This is a genomic window from Clostridium sp. UBA3061 (assembly GCF_002367465.1).
GTDB lineage: Bacteria > Bacillota > Clostridia > Clostridiales > Clostridiaceae > Clostridium_J > Clostridium_J sulfidigenes.
Window position 1 is genome coordinate 93,589 of sequence record NZ_DFCF01000002.1, and the last position, 17,835, is coordinate 111,423.

Consider the following 17,835-nt stretch of genomic DNA (forward strand, 5'->3'; position numbering starts at 1 on the left):
TTGATATAGATAGTCAAAATTTAAATTTTGACTATCTTAAATTAAACAAAAGAATAGAAGAAGAAAGTAACGTAGAAATATATGATTCTGATATAATGTTTATAGGATTATGTAGTAAATGCAGGGAGGATTTAAAGTGCCAAGACCAACAAAATTTAGAAGAGTAGAGTTTTTCCCAGAAGATACTTATTTTGTTCCATGGGGAAAGCCTAAATGTGAAATTAAAGAAACAGTTTTAAAGGTAGAAGAACTTGAAGCTATGAGACTTAAAGATATTGAAGAATTAAATCAAGAACAATGTGCTGAAAGAATGCAAGTATCAAGACAAACCTTCCAAAATATTATTGATAGTGCAAGGAAAAAGATAGCTATTGCTTTAACAGAAGGAAATGCTATAAGAATAAGTGGTGGTAACTACAGAGCTACTTTTTGTAAATTTAAGTGCCTTCATTGTGGAGATGTGTATGATATAAATTATGAGCAAGACAAGGATAATTGTCCTACTTGTGGTTCAGAGGAAGTTGTTTGCAGCAAGAAAGCAGAGCTTTGTAAAAGATGGTGTAGAGGAAATAGTGTAGAGGATAAATAAGAGGTGGATTTCCACCTCTTATTTATTTATCTATTAAATTTATGTTATTTTACAGATAAAAAAATATAAGTTTAAGAATTTAAAATCCATTCTCTAGGAATAATAAATTTAAAGTCATAGGAATGGAGAGTGCTGATATGAAGAATTTTAAGGTGATTGTTTTAGTAATATTTATCACTTCTTTTATAGTTAACTCACCTATAGAGGTTTTAGCATTACAAAGTAATAAGAGAAAAGATAATGATAAGAGGATAATTGAAATATGTGATGAAGTGAGAACTACTCCTGTGGATGAGGAAGAATTATTAAAGCTAACAAGGGAAGGATTAGACAAAGAAGATGCTGAGTTTTATATAAGACTTGATGAAATAGTAGAAAGGTTAGAACAGTGTGATTTAGAAGTGATATTAGATAATTCCATAGAAGATATAACTGATAAAGACTTTAGAAACAATAAGGAATACTATAGAAATCAAATACTAAAAGGAGATAAGGTTGCTTTAAAGAAAGCCTTTAAATCTCTAAAAAATATCTTTAGTGAAGAAGAATATACAGAAAAGGTAATTAATACTTTTGCTAATAAATCTGCTTATGAAATAATTTATCCTGATGGTTCAAAGATTACCTATAACACAAAAAACTCTCAAAGAGAAAATTTAAATAGAGAAAAGAATATTAAAAAATCAGTTATGTCTAATAAGGGTTATGAAGAAATCCTCATGGAAGAGGGAGTTTCATATGCCTATGGAAAGGTGGAATCTAAAGAAGCAGAGTGGTGTTTTGAATCAGAATTATCCTATTCTAAGATACATCTATATACTGAGTTTTTACTAGGTACTGATAAAATATCAAAAATTAACTACGCTAGAGGTGGGCAATCTTCCTATGGAGTAGTTAATATTGCAAATAGTACTGGAGCCACTATCTCTAGAACCTATAGTGAAGGTAAAGAAATACCTGCGGAAGCAAGAAATGAAGTCATATTTACTGTGACAGGTTCCTTTGGAGCTTCCTTTTTAATCTTATCCATAGGAGCAAATCCAGGATATAACTGGACTCAATATATAATATTTAGACTTTATGAAGTAGAAAAAATAGATGATAAATATGGAGCTCACTACAAATGGTACGCAGCTGAATTTAAGTAATCCTCCAAATCTATGATTTGGTTAAGGATTACTTACTCATTCGAATGAATATGAGAAGGAGTGTCCCCTCGAGCAAAGCGAGAAAAAGAAATTTTATATTTGGTTAGTCGAAGTTAAGTGACCATTTAAATCTATGATTTAATTATGAGAACTTACTCATTTGAGCATAGCGAAAAGGAGTTTCATTTCAAAGATGAATATGAGAAGGAGTGTCCTCTCGAGCAAAGGGAGAAAAAATTAAAGAGGAATGTTATATGAGTAAACTTAAGAAGAGATATAAAAACAAGAAGAAGTACAAAATCAAAAATGAAAAAACAATTAAGAAAAATAGAAGAATTTTTATGATTTCAGTTATAGGGTTATTCTTATTAATTACAGCTATTCTAATTAAGAATGATTTATTTAAAGAAACCATGGAGATAAAAAGTGGTAACTTCCCTATAAAAGATGAAGAACCCTTTGAAGTAAAGTTAACAGATAAGATAACATATCTTCTATCTAAGAACCTTAACATAGGTGAAGATAGAATATCTATTCTAAATGTATCAGATATCCAAAAGGGTAAATTAGTCATGTTTTTATATGAGGACAATGGTAAAAACTATGAGGGGTTATGCCAATTAAGTAAAGTAGAAAGTTCTTATAACATCTTAGCAACTTCTATAAAAGAGGTAGATAAACATGCCCCTTTTACAGTGAATGTAATGGGAATAAAGGTAAGTGCTACTGAGAATTACAAAGTTCTTGGAGGATTAATAAATGATGAAAATATAAAAAGTATAAATATTAACTTTACTAATAATACAATGACAAATATATTAATTGGAGAAGATAGATCATTCTTTTATGTAATAGAAGAAAATGAGATAGATATTTTAACTATAGAAGCATTAGACAATTCTCTTAAAATATTTTATAAGTGGTACAGCAAAGAAAAAGGAATATAAGATAAAGATAAACTCGGTGAATATGTTAAAATTCATTGAGTTTATTTGTTTTAGCCATTATTATAAGTATATAGGGTAGTTTGAAATAATTTACATAATATTGTATACTGACAAAAGAGGGTGGAGGATATAATGGAGATGTTTTTACCTATAGTAATGTTTATTATAGGAATTATAGTAATAATAAAGGGCGGAGATATATTTGTAGACTCAGCTATGTGGATTGCTGAGATAACAGGAATACCAAAAATAATTATAGGAGCAACCATTGTAAGTTTAGCAACTACTCTTCCAGAGTTTTTTATAGCTTCAGTGGCAACTATTATGGGATCACCAGAGATTGCAGTAGGTAATGCTATAGGAGCAATAATTTGTAATACAGGACTTGTTCTTGCTATTTCAATGATTGCAATGCCTGTGGAGGTAGAAAAGAAGAGGTTTATGCCAAGAGCTTTTATGATGGTAGTATCTATGGTTTTACTATTACTTTTTTCTACAGATGGAAATATAAATAGAATAGAAGGGGTAGTCCTTTTAGGGTTATTTGTGTACTATATAAGAAAAAATATAAAGGGTGCTAAAAAGTCCCTTCAAATTCCTGATGAGACTGCTATGACTATAGATGAAATTAGTGTTAGAAGAAGAGTAAAAAAGAGAGAATTTGCAAAACATATAGTTGTATTTATAATAGGAGCAATACTTATAGGATGTGGAGCTAGGTTATTAGTTGTAAATGCGCAGATTATTGCCAGGCATTATGGAGTCACAGAAGGAGTGATTAGTTTAACTATTATGGCCTTAGGAACATCTTTACCAGAATTAGCTACTGTTTTAACTTCTATATATAAGAAGGAAAGTGGAGTGGGGGTTGGTAATGTTATTGGTGCAAACATACTAAATATAACCATGACTATAGCTGCTAGTAGTATTTTAGCTAGGGGTGGATTAGTACTAAGCTCTAGAAATATTCACATATTTAATACATCCTTTATAAGCTTTAATCAGACTATACTTTTAGATATTCCAGTGGCTCTCGTATTGATGCTACTCATAATCTTACCTATATCAACTAATGGAAGATATTCTAAGAGAAATGGAATAATGCTTCTTAGCGTTTATATAATATACATAAGTTTTTTGATTTTAATAATATAAGGTATCTTCCCATCTTTGACTTGTTATTTATTTTCAGATACCTAATAAATCGTTTTATAGGAGGCAATTAGAAATGACTAGTTCTTTAAGTTTAAATATAAAAAACCTTCAAGAGGCAGTTAATGAATCACATATAAATAATTTAAAACCTATGATAACAGCAGCCCACAACACTCTGCATAACAGAAGTGGTGCTGGCAATGAATTTTTAGGGTGGCTTGACCTACCAAATAATTATGATAAAGCTGAGTTTGAAAGAGTAAAGGTAGCAGCTAAAAGAATACAGGAAAATTCTAAAGTTCTTATAGTAATAGGCATTGGGGGTTCATACCTTGGAGCTAGAGCTGTCATAGAGGCAATGACAGGCCCATTCTTTAATAGTATGGATGAGGATAAAAGAAAGGTTCCAGCAGTATACTTTGCAGGAAACAATATAAGTTCTACTTATTTGTCTCAACTTATACAGCTCATAGATGGGAAGGATTTTGCCATAAATGTTATTTCAAAATCAGGAACTACAACAGAGCCTGCCATAGCTTTTAGAATATTTAAAGAAATCCTTGAGAAAAAGTATGGCAAAGAAGAAGCTGAAAATAGAATTTATATAACAACGGATAAGGCAAAGGGAGCTCTTAAGAAATTAGCAGATACAGAAGGGTATGAAACCTTTATAATTCCTGATGATATCGGTGGAAGATTTTCCGTTTTAACACCAGTAGGATTACTTCCCATTGCAGTGGCAGGAATAAATATAGATGAGCTATTACAAGGTGCTAGAAATGGAAGAGAAAACTTTAGTAATGAAGATGTACATATAAATATTTGTTATAAATATGCAGCGGCTAGACATCTTTTATATGAAAGAGGAAAAACTACAGAAATTCTTGTAAACTATGAACCTTGTCTACAATACTTTGGAGAGTGGTTTAAGCAACTTTATGGAGAGAGTCAAGGTAAGGATGGAAAGGGGATATTCCCTGCATCCGTTAACTTTTCAACAGACCTTCACTCCATGGGTCAATATATTCAAGATGGAATGAGAAATATATTTGAAACTATAATAAATGTAGAAGAGCCACAAATAAATTTATCCATAAAGGAAGATGAAGAAAATGTGGATGGACTTAATTTCTTAGCAGGAAAGACTATAGATTTTGTAAATAAAAGAGCTATGGAGGGAACAGTCCTTGCCCATGTAGAAGGTGGAGTTCCTAATATAGTTATAAATATGAAAGCTGTAAATCCAGAAGCTCTAGGAGAACTAATATACTTCTTTGAAAAATCCTGTGCCATTGGAGGATATTTATTAGGAATAAATCCTTTTGATCAAGAAGGGGTAGAAGCCTATAAGAAAAACATGTTTGCTCTACTTGGTAAACCAGGTTATGAAGAGCTTCAAAGGTCTCTAACAGAGAGGCTAGGTGATTAATTATGACTATTATAGTTGATGGTGATGGATGTGCAGGAAGAGGTATTATAGAAGAAGTAGCTAAGACTTATAAGGTTCCACTAAAAATTTATTGTGATATACATCATGTGATAAATTTAGAATATGGTGAAGTTATAATTATGGATAGCGGCTTTCAAGCAGTGGATATGAAGGTTGCCAACGAAGCTAAAAAAGGAGATATAGTAGTAACTCAAGATTATGGAGTAGCAGCTATGGTTCTTGGTAAAAAGTCCTATGCCATAAGTCCAAGAGGATATATATTTTCTGAAAATAATATAGACAAATTACTCTTTGAAAGACATATAAGTGCCAAGGTAAGACGTGGCGGTGGAAAGACAGGAAAACATAAAAAAAGAAATGAAGACGATAATATAAGCCTTAGAGATAATTTAATAAAGCTTGTAGAAAGAAGTCTAAGAGAAGAATAGAAAAACATAAATTAAGAAAACACTTGTAGAAATATAATTTACAAGTGTTTTTTTACAAGGATTTTGTCTAATGAATTATCGCAAATAAAGACCTCCATAGGTTGTTACATAATATGTAAGTGTAGTATAATATAGCTATGCTTATGTAAGAATATTATAACAATTTAATCAATTAGGGATGTATATGTACATTCTAGGGGGAATATGTATGAATGAAATGATTATTGGTACAAGCCTATCAAGTCCACAGGAGAATGGGACTGAAATTAAGATATATATAGAAAATAAAATGTCAGATGATTTATTATATAAATTTATAATAAACTGTGATGGAGGTTGGGAAACCATTAGAGATTTCCATGAGGAGGATTTTACCTATTGGACCCCTAAGGAAGATGGCAAATACATGATAATGGTACAATCCAAAAAAAGAAATGGAAAAAAACCCATTGAATTTACATCTAGAATGGACTTTATCATAGGCTCTGTAGAAGAAAAACTAATAAAAGATATTATCATTAGTAATAATGAAATAAAGTTAGGGGAAAAGATAGAAATTGATGTTGTACCTAACAAATTACCTATCCTTTGTAAGTATTGGATAAAAGAAGATTGTAAATGGAATTTAATAAGAGACTATTCCATGGATACTAGTTTAAGTTTTACCCCAAATCGAGAAGGGGATATTGAGATTCTTATAGAGAGTAAAGAAGAAGGTTCAGACCATCAATTTGATGACTTTAAAAATGCGACCTTTAAGGTATTACCCATGGATGAAATAAGAATTAACAATATACAGTGCTTAACAGAAGAGCTGATAGTAGGTAATGAATTAACCTTTGAAATTGATGCACGCTTTGATGAAAATAGGGTTGTGTTATACAAATTTATGAAGATTGATGAATATGGAAACATGCATGTAATGCAAGACTTTTCAAGTAAGAGACTAGTTAGCTTCACAGAAATACTACCAGGTAAGTATAAGCTTTTATGTTTAGTGAAGGACATGTATTCCCATGAGAATTTTGATGATAGGGGGATAATACACTATACTGTAGATAAATATAAACCTATAAAAATTCTTAACTTCACTTCTGATTTAAGCTCACCACAGCTTGAAAAAACACCTATAGAGTTTAAGGCAATATGCTCTGGTGGAGATAAATTGCTCTATAAATTTGTAGTAGATGGGAATTATCATAGTAGTTCAAATTTTACTACTAACAACAGTTATAAATGGATTCCAGAAAAAAGTGGCTTATATAGAGTTGAAGTTCTTGTAAAGGATAGTACCTATAAGGACGATTATGAAGAGAAGGCAATTATGGACTTTGTTATAGATGAAGACTGCACACAAAATGTATATATAAAAGAAATTAAGCTAAATAAGGACAAGCAAGTTCTTATAAATGAACCAGTTAAGGTGAATGTTGAAGCCACTGGCTCAAGAAATTTATTATATGAATTTATTGTGAAAAAAGAAGGTAAGGAAGTCCAATTCATAGAATATAACGAAGAAGATAATTTTAAGTTCACTCCTACTAGTGTAGGAAAATATGAAATAGAAGTTAAGGTAAAACATCTAAAATCTAAGAGAGACTACGATGTACATTCAGTGATATATATAGATTGTAAAGAATATATACCAGCTAAGATAGATTATATTCTTACAGAGAAGAAGTATATGTACCTTATAGGTGATGAAATAGTCTTAGAGGTAATAACAGAAAACACTAGCAATACTTTAACTAAATATAAGGTTGAAATCAATGGCAGAGAAGTTGAAACTACGGAATTTAGTAATGATAAGAAGTTTAAACTAATTCCAAAATGTGCAGGAGTATATACGGTAAAAATATATTGTAAAAATATATTTAGTACTAAAGAGTATGATTGTAAAAAGGAATTGATTTTAGATGTATTACAAGGAGTTCCAGTAACTAACTGCAAAATAACCTTAGATAAAGAAGTAATAAAGTGCAATGAAGATGTTAACTTCTATGTGGAATGTGACGGTGGAAAAGATAATTTATATGAATTTTATTTAATGGAAAAGGGAGAATGGAAGCTAATACAAAAGTATAGTAAGAAAAATTATTATACCTTTATGCCTTTCTATAAAGGGTTTTATAAGATATTGGCATTATGTAAAAGCTGTTACTCTAAGAGTGCCTATGATGACTATTCCATTTATGAAATTCAGTGTAAGGAATAAGGCATCTTAAAAAAATAAATAAGTGAAAGATGCCTAATAAGGTATAAAGAAACAAGGGAGATGAAGTAATGAGTTACGATGTGGGTAGTGTTTATGGAGGAATAAATAACTATATAAACAGCATAGCTACAAATGGAAATACTAACAGTGGTATAGGTTCAGTGAACAGTGGAATTACTCAAAATCAATATGTTAACGGATTAGGTATTCTCAACGATACCTTAAGTTCTGGTACTGGCAGTGATGACCTTACTGGACTAATGAGCTTAGGTTTAATGTCAGGAAGCTTTGGTGGAGGTTCAGACAGCAACACTTCTTCAAGCACTAGTGGATTTAGTTTAATCATGGCATCTTTACTAAAGGCCATGGGTGAAAAAGAGAGACAAACTCAGCAGGGCATAGATCAAAATAATAGAGCTTATAATAGTACTTCTAATGGTATTAATGATATAAGCAATGTCATTGTAAGAGCTATAGGAGGAGTAACACCTTCCACAGTGGTAAGTGCTACAGGTACTGACTCTGAAAGAATTGAAAAAGCCATAGCAGATGCTTCAACTAAATATGGAGTAAATGCGAATTTAATAAGAGCTATAATTAAAACAGAATCAAACTTTAATCCTAATGCAGTATCTCCTGCAGGAGCTAAAGGATTAATGCAATTAATGCCTTGTAACATAGAGCACTATGGAGTTAATGATCCTTTTAACATAGAACAAAATATTGATGCAGGTACAAGACACATAAAGGATTATCTTAAAACCTATAATTATGACCTAAACATGGCACTAGCAGCATATAACTTTGGACCAGGAAATATGGCATCTAGAGGAATAAGTAACTCCAGTGATTTTTACAAACTACCATCAGAAACAAAAAATTATTTAGTGAAGATAAATAATTTAATATAATTAACTAAATCTTAAGCTAATGTTGAGCCTGTACTTATATTATTGATGCTCAGCCGTTTCGAAGCATTGATTTACTAGAGGATTTATTCAAGGTAAAATCTACAACACAACAACTCGTATGCACTCAAACAAGTTGTGTTGCTTAACGATTTTACCATTCATAAATCCTAAGTAAAGAAATGTTTTAGGAGGTTCTTCTAATAAATTAGAAGAACTAAGTTCGAATATCTAAATCAAAGATTTAGATTCTTACTTATACAAATGGCATTCGCTAACAATAATATTAAAGTACAGGCTCAACATTTTATAAAGATAAGTGAATAATTATTAAACAGCCTTGTTATATAGTATAATTAGTTTAAAATATTAGATTTATTTTTAAAGTAATGTTAAAATGGACTTTGGCTAATACTAATATTAGTTGATATAAATAAAGGATGGTATGATATGGAACGTTTAGATAAAATTTTAGGAAATTTAGGCTATGGAAGTCGTAAGGAAGTTAAGGTTAGTTGTAAAAATGGAGAGGTTGTTGTTGATGGAGAGGTTGTAAAGGACAGTTCAACTAAGGTTGATCCAGAGACTGCAGTTATTGAAGTAAATGGAGAAAGGGTAATGTATAGAAAGTATGTTTACCTACTTTTAAATAAGCCAGCAGGAGTTGTAAGTGCAACCTTTGATAATTATGATGAGACTGTTATAGATTTATTAGATCCAGAATATCAAGTTTTTGAGCCATTTCCAGTGGGAAGATTAGATAAGGACACTGTAGGATTCTTATTGCTTACTAATGATGGAGCTTTAAATCATAAGTTAATCGCTCCTAAAAACCATGTAGATAAGGTTTATTATGCAGAAATAGATAAGCCAGTAAATGAAAAGGATATTGAAAGTTTTAGAAAAGGTATTGTAATAGATGATGGATATAAGTGTATGCCAGGAAAGTTAGAAATTATTTCTTCTACAGAAGATGGTTCTGAAGTTTTAGTTACAATACAGGAAGGTAAGTTCCATCAAGTTAAAAGAATGTTTGAAGCTTTAGATAAGTCTGTTGTATATCTAAAAAGAGTTAAATTTGGTCCTATGGAACTGGATGAAACCTTAGAAGAAGGCGAATATAGGGAGCTTACTAAAGAAGAAATTGAAGTATTAAACAACTTATAGGGATTTATTAACTGTATATACATTAAATTGAATATAAAAGGTAATTTGGTGTAATGTGTAGAAAATATACAAAAAATATAGATAAGGTATAAATATTAACAATTAGTTTATATTTTTTATTATAAATTTACTTGAAAATTTATAAAATTATATATATAATATATATATAAATAGAATAAATAACCCCTTTTTATTTATACGTATAACCTAACCCCAAGGGTTATACAAGTTATTTTATGTCGAATATAATTGTATATTATTGCAAGGAAAAAACCCATTGGTTACCCCCGATGGGTTTTTTCTTGTAATAGAATTTATTTTTGGAAAACACATGTTTAAGAAGGTAAATATAGAAATTATATAGCATATACTGTAAACTATATAATATGTAAATATCTAATGTAAAAAACACATAACATTGATTTAATAGAGCAATAATAGTAAATAGGTATACTAATTATAAACAGAGTTCTTAGCTTCTTTGAAGCTTTAGAAATCGTTATCCAGGGACGTAGCAGCTCTTAACTCCAACTTTAAAAAAATGGGAGTATTAGAGATGGTAGTCATCGGATAAACGGAGTTCTTAGCTTCTGCGAGAGTTTTAGAGATGGTAGGCATTATATAAAAAATAGTATGTATTAAGAGGATATATTACGTAAAGATGAGAAAAGTTTGAAAGGAAGTGCATTATGAATATAAGAGAAGTACTTATAAGCTTTATGAAAGAAAAAGCTTATAAACCAATGAGTTTAAAAGAGTTGTCTAAAATATTTGGTATAGGTAAAAAAGAATCTAAAGATTTTTCAAACCTATTAAATGAAATGGAGAAAGATGGAGAAATAATAAAAAATAGAGCAGAGCTATATGGTATTCCAGAGAGAATGGGTATACTTAAAGGGATTTTTGCTGCTCACCAAAAGGGTTTTGGCTTTGTAATTGTAGAAGAAGATAGGCCAGATATATTTATCCCTGCCAGTAATGTAAATAGTGCCATGAACAATGACGTGGTGTTAGTTAAAGTATTAAAAGATGAAAACAACGGTAAGAAATCTGAAGGAGAAATTATCAGAATTGTTGAAAGAAAGAATAAAAAACTAGTTGGAACCTATGAAGATAGCAAAAACTTTGGATTCGTTGTACCAGATGATAAAAAGATAGGTCAAGACGTATTCATTTCAAAAAATGATAGAAATGGGGCAAAATCAGGTCAAATAGTAGTGGTAGAAATCACTAGCTGGCCAGAGAAAAGAAGAAATCCAGAAGGAAAGATTATTGAAATCCTAGGAGAAAAGGGAGATAAGGGAATAGATATCCTAACTATAATTAGAAAGCACAATCTTCCTGAAGAATTCCCATTACAGGTAGAGGAATATGCAGAAAGAATAGAAGATATGGTTCCTCAAAGTGAAATAGACAGAAGAAGAGATATTAGAGATGTGACTATGGTTACCATAGATGGAGAAGATGCAAAGGACCTAGATGATGCTGTTTCAGTAGAAGTTCTGAAAAATGGAAACTTCAAGCTAGGAGTTCATATTGCAGATGTATCACACTATGTAAGAGAAAATAATGTCCTTGATAAGGAAGCCTTTAAAAGAGGTACCTCTGTATACCTAATTGATAGAGTTATTCCAATGCTACCTAGAAAACTATCAAATGGAGTATGTAGCTTAAATCCAAAGGTGGATAGACTTGCTCTTAGTTGCTTTATGGAAATTGATCCTACAGGAAAAGTAGTAGACCATGATATCTTTGAAAGTGTAATAAAAACTAATGAAAGAATGACCTACACTGATGTAACTAAGATTCTTAGAGATGAGGATGCTGAAACTATAGAAAAATTTAAACACCTTCATGAAGACTTTAAGAACATGGGTAGATTATTTGAGCTTTTAAATAAGAAGAGATTATCAAGAGGTGCTATAGACTTTGATTTTGAAGAATGTAGAATAATCCTAGATGACACTGGTAAACCAATAGATATCCTACCTCGTGAAAGAGCCATTGCCAATAGAATAATAGAAGAATTTATGCTAATCTGTAATGAAACTGTAGCAGAGCACTTCTTTTGGCTTAATGCACCATTTGTTTATAGAGTTCACGAAGACCCAGATATGGAGAAGTTATTACACTTCAGCGAATTCGTATATAACCTAGGATATCATGTAAGATTTAAAGAAGATGAAATTCATCCAAGGGAGCTTCAAAAGATTCTAGAAAAGGTTAAAGGCAAGAAGGAAGAAACAGTAGTTAGTACCTTACTTTTAAGATCTATGATGAAGGCAAAATATTCCCATTTATGTGTAGGACACTTTGGTCTTGCTGCTAAATACTATTGTCACTTCACATCTCCAATAAGAAGATATCCTGACCTAGTAATTCATAGAATTATAAAGGAAATGATAAACGAAGGATTAAATTCTAAGAGAGAGAAGAGATTAAGAACCTTTGTAATAGATGCTTCAAAACAATCCTCTGACACAGAAAGAATGGCTGTGGATGCAGAACGTGAAGTAGATGACTTAAAGAAAGCTGAATATATGATGGATAAGATTGGAGAAGAATTCGAAGGAATCATATCCTCTGTAACTAGCTTTGGAATGTTCGTTGAACTTCCTAACACCATAGAAGGTTTAGTTCATATTAGTGAGCTTCATGACGACTACTATATCTATGATGAAAAGCATCTAGCTTTAGTTGGTGAGAGAACTAAGAATATCTACAGACTAGGAGATGAAGTTAAGGTAGTTTGCTCTAAGGTTGATATAGATGCCCACGACATTTACTTTGAAATAGTTAAACCACAAGTAGAAGAAGAGGAAGAAGAAATGTCCCTAGACATCAATGATTTAATTTTCGGAGAGTAAAATATAGTTAAGAAGAAAACTATAAGGATAAAAATTTAACATTATATAAGAAGAGATAAGATTTTATTTATTAAATTAAATATGATTTTATCTCTTCTTTTTTATGTAATTTGCTATAAATTAAGGGAAACAAATAAAAATATAGAATAAATTTACATAGAAGAGCATAAAAATCAAAAAAAGATTGTTAAAAAGTTAAACAAATCAGATAAATTTTTAACAAAGTACTAGTATTTTTAGAAAAAGGTGGTATACTAAAATTATAAATGTTAAATAAATAACAAAATTTAAAGTTTGTATTAGGGAGGTTCATATTATGGCACGTTTTACATTACCAAGAGATATATATCATGGAGAAGGAGCGTTAGAAACTCTGAAAACTTTAAAAGGGAAGAGAGCTTTCGTAGTTGTTGGTGGCGGATCTATGAAGAGATTCGGATTCTTGCAAAAGGTTGAAGACTACCTAAAAGAAGCAGGTATGGAAGTTGAATTATTTGAAGGGGTAGAACCAGACCCATCAGTAGAAACAGTTATGAAAGGTGCAGAAGCTATGAGAAGCTTTGAGCCAGATTGGATAGTTTCTATAGGTGGAGGATCTCCAATAGATGCAGCAAAAGCAATGTGGATATTCTATGAATACCCAGAATTTACTTTTGAACAAGCAGTTGTTCCATTTGGACTACCAGAATTAAGACAAAAAGCAAAATTCGTTGCAATACCATCAACTAGTGGTACAGCTACAGAAGTCACAGCATTCTCTGTAATTACTGATTACAAAGCTAAGATTAAATATCCATTAGCTGATTTCAATATAACACCAGATATAGCAATAATAGATCCATCACTTGCACAAACAATGCCTAAGACTCTAGTTGCTCATACTGGAATGGATGCTCTAACTCATGCTATAGAAGCATACACAGCATCACTAAGATCAAACTTTTCAGATCCATTAGCATTAAAAGCAATTGAAATGGTAAAAGAACACTTAATAGATTCTTATAATGGATGTGAAAAATCAAGAAACTTAATGCACGAGGCTCAATGCCTTGCAGGAATGGCATTCTCAAATGCACTACTAGGGATAGTTCACTCCATGGCTCATAAAACAGGAGCAGTATTCCACATTCCTCATGGATGTGCAAATGCAATCTTCCTTCCATATGTAATTCAGTACAACAGAACTAAATGTGAAGATAGATATGCAGACATAGCTAGAATGTTAAAATTAAATGGAAATACAGATTCAGAATTAACTGATTCATTAATAGAAATGATCAATGACTTAAATACAAAACTAAGTATTCCTCACTCAATGAAGGAATACGGTGTTACCGAAGAAGACTTCAAAGCAAATCTTGAGTTCATAGCTCACAATGCAGTACTTGATGCATGCACAGGCTCAAACCCAAGAGAAATAGACGACAAAACAATGGAAAGACTATTCGAATGCACTTACTATGGTAACAAAGTAGAGTTATAAGTGACACTCCAAATCTTTGATTTGGCCAGTGGAACTTACTCATTTGAACGAAGTGAGAAGGAGTTTCCTCTCGAGCAAAGCGAGAAAATAAATCTTTAATTTGTCATTGCAACATGGTAAAAAGGGGTTTAATTGCAATAGAGGGAGACAATAATTAATTTTAGTTAGTGGAAGAAACTCCACTGAAAAGTGGGGTTTCTTATATTATGTTATTAATTCTGTTGAACTAAGGTACAGCAGATTTAAAAAATATCCTTATATAATTCATCAAATCAAATCAAATCAACTTGGAAGAGTTGTCCAAAGTAGAGTTTAAAAAAATTCTACCGTGAGACAGCTCTTCTAAGTTCTACTCCAAATCTATGAGGAAATCCCTGAGACCCCCACAGCGCCAACAACTAGTTAAATAGTTACCTAGTTATATAGTTATATAGTAATATAGGTAACTATTTTCCTATATAAAAATAGAACTATTTAAAAAGTTTCCTATATATATTTTTTAAATTTTAAATAGTTAAAATGTAACTGTTCTCTAGGAAGCTTAGATGCAGTTATATCAAGGTATTAGCTAGGGAAGAACATAAACAGATTTCTAACCTTCAGAGGGAGTTTTTACTCCCTCTGAAGGTTAGAAATCGTTATCCAGGGACGTACCAGCTCTTTACTCCCATTTTAAAGAAGATGGGAGTATTAGAGCTGGTAGTCATCGGATAAAAACATAAAAAGCTAAAAACATGGGAATTGGAAAAATTGAATTAGTATGAAATTATTTTTATATGTCTATAACATTTTAAAAAATTAAAATTCATATATTTCAAGGTTAATAATTACAATATTTTTATTTTAGGTTATAATAAAAATAGGTTATACTATACAATACATTTTTAATTTAGTAAAATCACATGTATAATGAGAAAATTATATATTAATCATAAAAGTAGGTGAAAACATGGCAAAGAAATTAGGAACTAAAACTTTAGTAGAAAATAGAAAAGCAAGACACGATTACTTTATAGAAGAAGCTATGGAAGCGGGAATAGTACTTGTAGGAACAGAAGTTAAATCTATAAGAGCTGGAAAAGCAAACCTTAGAGATAGCTATGCAGATGTATACAATGGAGAAGTCTTCGTAAAAAATATGCACATAAGCCCTTATGAGCAAGGAAACATATTTAATAAAGATCCTCTAAGAGTAAGAAAACTACTTCTTCACAAAGGAGAAATAGATAAACTTTTAGGATTCACGGCTCAAAAGGGGTACACTCTAATACCACTTAGCTTATATCTTAAAGACGGTAAAGTAAAAGTGAACCTTGGAGTATGTAGAGGTAAAAAAGATTACGATAAGAGAGATGTAATGCTAGAAAAAGCAGCTAAGAGAGACATAGACAGACAAATGAAAGAAAAATATAGGTAAGAATCTAAATCTTTGATTTAGTTATTCGAACCTACTCATGGGAACGAACGTGAGCAGGAGTTTCCTTTGCACAATAGAATTTTGTTATGAAGTATGGGAAGTTTAAATAGGGGGAGCGGTAAAGGATGAAAAGAATAATTACCATTCAACATACTCAATCAGTGCATCACACCAATGGAATGATTGGCTCATGGACAGATTGGGATTTAACTAACCTAGGAAAAGAACAAGCAAATAACATTGGGATAAAACTTAAGGAAGAACTTTCAAAAGATAATGGCTATGTTATGTATTCTTCAGACTTAAAAAGAGCAAAACAGACTGCTGAAATTGTAGCAAAGCATTTAAGCTTAGAACCCATCATCAATGAAACTCTAAGGGAACGTAACCTTGGTTCTGCTGTAGGCAAAAGTGTACAGTGGCTTAGAGAAAATCAAACAGCATGGGAAAAGACAATTGATGATAGATGTATACCAGATGCTGAATCTAGAAGGGAAACTTGGAATCGTCTAGAACATTTCTACAATGATATAATGAGCAGTGAAGATAAGAATATAATTATTGTTTCCCATGGGGATACATTAAGTATTTTCAACGCTATGTGGTTAGGACTTAAACCAGATGATCTTAATAACTGTGATTTATTTGGATTTGCAGGTGGAGTTTCTCATTTTATAGAAGATGACAACGGAAAACATATCATAAAGAGACTAAGCGATATGTCTTATATAAAATAGTTTGAGCTACCTATATTCGATAAAATAAACTTATATTTGGTGCGAAAGTATCATTAAAAGTGGTACTTTTTTTACATATATAGATTTGCAAAATACCATATGTAGAATCTAAAGGAAATATGTCCATAAACACTATAAAATTTTTTACAAAACTTTACTTGCTATAAGGATTGATATTGTTTATAATGAATATACGTGGTAATCACTAATAATTACCACTACCTAACATGGGGGCGTACTGGTTTCGACGGGGGTACGTGACATATAGGAAGCGAGTAGAGGGAACTCATGGGCCCGCTTTAAAAAACTATGGGATTAAAGATAAACGCAGAAGACAATTTTGCATTAGCAGCTTAATATAGCCGCTCGTCCTACCTTTGAGTCCCACGGCTTAGGATAGGGCGCCGATTAGTGGGGAACCGAGCCATGGAAAGCTTTGACCATGGAACGGAATTTATGAAGCTACTGAAGTAGAAACCCGGTCTCTAGGGATTCTATGGAGGGAATGTTAAAATAGAGACTGCACTCGGAGATGCTTATGTGGAATGGCTTTCGGACAGGGGTTCGATTCAAAAGAGTCGCCTTAGAGAGTAATTTCTAAGTGAAAACTTGGCTTTATCGGTGAAACCGTAACAGATAGTGCTGACGGCAATACCGAGTGGTATGTGAAGAAATTCAACAGCCGTGTATCGACTTATAGGTTCCTAAGGAGTAATCTATGGAATACTAGGATAGAAGATATCAAACTAAACTATGCTTCTATAATACGCCAAGAGTCCTATACAGTATTCAAATTTAAAAGAGAATATTGGAAGAGGAGGAAAATATAGTCAGTACCTGCAGAGATGTAGGAAGTATATGTCCCCTCGCCTCCACCATAAAATCCACGACAGAAATGTCGTGGATTTTTTCCATTTATTTAGGTTTAGGATTATTTATAATGAAGCGTATCTGTGGAGAACCAAATAAATAGGAAAAAATAGAGGTGCGATAATTAGAAAAGATAGTTAACTTTTATATTAAGTTTTGCTGTCTTTTTTATTAGACTTCCATTGATAAGTTTTAGTTGACAAAATAAAGTGTATAAGATGGTAGATTTGCATGCTGTGGTTAATTTTTGCTATACTATTTATTGTTAATTGAGTATTGAAAAACCAGTAGTTCTAATGATGTGAATGATGCCTATGAAATAGATTGCAATAATAGAAGTATTTTGACAGATTTAATTCAAGTATTTTATTTTCAGGAATTTATTTTAATAGTGTATAAGATTTGACTAAGAATGATTGGCATTCTTAATAAACTAAGAAAAGGAATACAGGAG

13 protein-coding genes and 1 other RNA gene are annotated in these 17,835 nt (G+C 31.5%); all 14 read left to right on the top strand.

The features are described from left to right. Nucleotides 1-136 precede the first annotated feature (136 nt). The 14 genes from B2P65_RS00665 to ssrA all read left to right on the top strand — a co-directional run bounded on the left by B2P65_RS00665 (nt 137) and on the right by ssrA (nt 17,083). Nucleotides 137-589 (top strand): DUF134 domain-containing protein, encoded by a 453-nt coding sequence (locus B2P65_RS00665; RefSeq protein ID WP_150845363.1) that lies wholly within the window; start codon nt 137-139, stop codon nt 587-589. A gap of 137 nt (nt 590-726) precedes the next feature. After that, nucleotides 727-1,737, top strand: coding sequence for a hypothetical protein (locus tag B2P65_RS00670; protein ID WP_346879422.1), 1,011 nt, complete (start codon nt 727-729; stop codon nt 1,735-1,737). Between the two features lie 254 nt (nt 1,738-1,991). Continuing rightward, entirely contained in the window at nt 1,992-2,684 is a 693-nt protein-coding gene (locus B2P65_RS00675) for a hypothetical protein (protein ID WP_346879423.1), read from the top strand. Between the two features lie 132 nt (nt 2,685-2,816). Beyond that, nucleotides 2,817-3,839, top strand: coding sequence for a calcium/sodium antiporter (locus tag B2P65_RS00680; protein WP_346879424.1), 1,023 nt, complete (start codon nt 2,817-2,819; stop codon nt 3,837-3,839). A 73-nt stretch (nt 3,840-3,912) separates the two neighbouring features. After that, nucleotides 3,913-5,268, top strand: a complete 1,356-nt coding sequence (locus tag B2P65_RS00685) for a glucose-6-phosphate isomerase (protein WP_346879425.1) — start codon at nt 3,913-3,915, stop codon at nt 5,266-5,268. A 2-nt stretch (nt 5,269-5,270) separates the two neighbouring features. Next, entirely contained in the window at nt 5,271-5,717 is a 447-nt protein-coding gene (locus B2P65_RS00690; protein ID WP_150845372.1) for a YaiI/YqxD family protein, read from the top strand. A 208-nt stretch (nt 5,718-5,925) separates the two neighbouring features. Next, entirely contained in the window at nt 5,926-7,932 is a 2,007-nt protein-coding gene (locus B2P65_RS00695; protein WP_346879426.1) for a triple tyrosine motif-containing protein, read from the top strand. A 68-nt stretch (nt 7,933-8,000) separates the two neighbouring features. After that, nucleotides 8,001-8,843 carry a lytic transglycosylase domain-containing protein gene (locus tag B2P65_RS00700; RefSeq protein ID WP_346879427.1) on the top strand — a complete coding sequence of 281 codons (843 nt, stop codon included), beginning with the start codon at nt 8,001-8,003 and terminating at the stop codon, nt 8,841-8,843. 447 nt (nt 8,844-9,290) lie between these two features. After that, nucleotides 9,291-10,007 carry a 16S rRNA pseudouridine(516) synthase gene (locus tag B2P65_RS00705; protein ID WP_346879428.1) on the top strand — a complete coding sequence of 239 codons (717 nt, stop codon included), beginning with the start codon at nt 9,291-9,293 and terminating at the stop codon, nt 10,005-10,007. A 689-nt stretch (nt 10,008-10,696) separates the two neighbouring features. Then, on the top strand, nt 10,697-12,874 hold the full coding sequence (gene rnr, locus B2P65_RS00710) for a ribonuclease R (RefSeq protein ID WP_346879429.1): 2,178 nt from the start codon (nt 10,697-10,699) through the stop codon (nt 12,872-12,874). A 316-nt stretch (nt 12,875-13,190) separates the two neighbouring features. Beyond that, a complete protein-coding gene (locus tag B2P65_RS00715) occupies nt 13,191-14,357 on the top strand; it encodes an iron-containing alcohol dehydrogenase (protein ID WP_346879430.1) in 1,167 nt (388 codons plus the stop codon). Nucleotides 14,358-15,306: 949 nt separating this feature from the next. Beyond that, complete coding sequence (smpB, locus tag B2P65_RS00720) at nt 15,307-15,774, top strand: SsrA-binding protein SmpB (RefSeq protein ID WP_035131317.1); 468 nt, start codon at nt 15,307-15,309, stop codon at nt 15,772-15,774. A gap of 125 nt (nt 15,775-15,899) precedes the next feature. Then, complete coding sequence (locus B2P65_RS00725) at nt 15,900-16,511, top strand: histidine phosphatase family protein (RefSeq protein ID WP_346879431.1); 612 nt, start codon at nt 15,900-15,902, stop codon at nt 16,509-16,511. A 237-nt stretch (nt 16,512-16,748) separates the two neighbouring features. Beyond that, nucleotides 16,749-17,083, top strand: a transfer-messenger RNA (tmRNA) gene (ssrA, locus tag B2P65_RS00730). Nucleotides 17,084-17,835 lie beyond the last annotated feature (752 nt).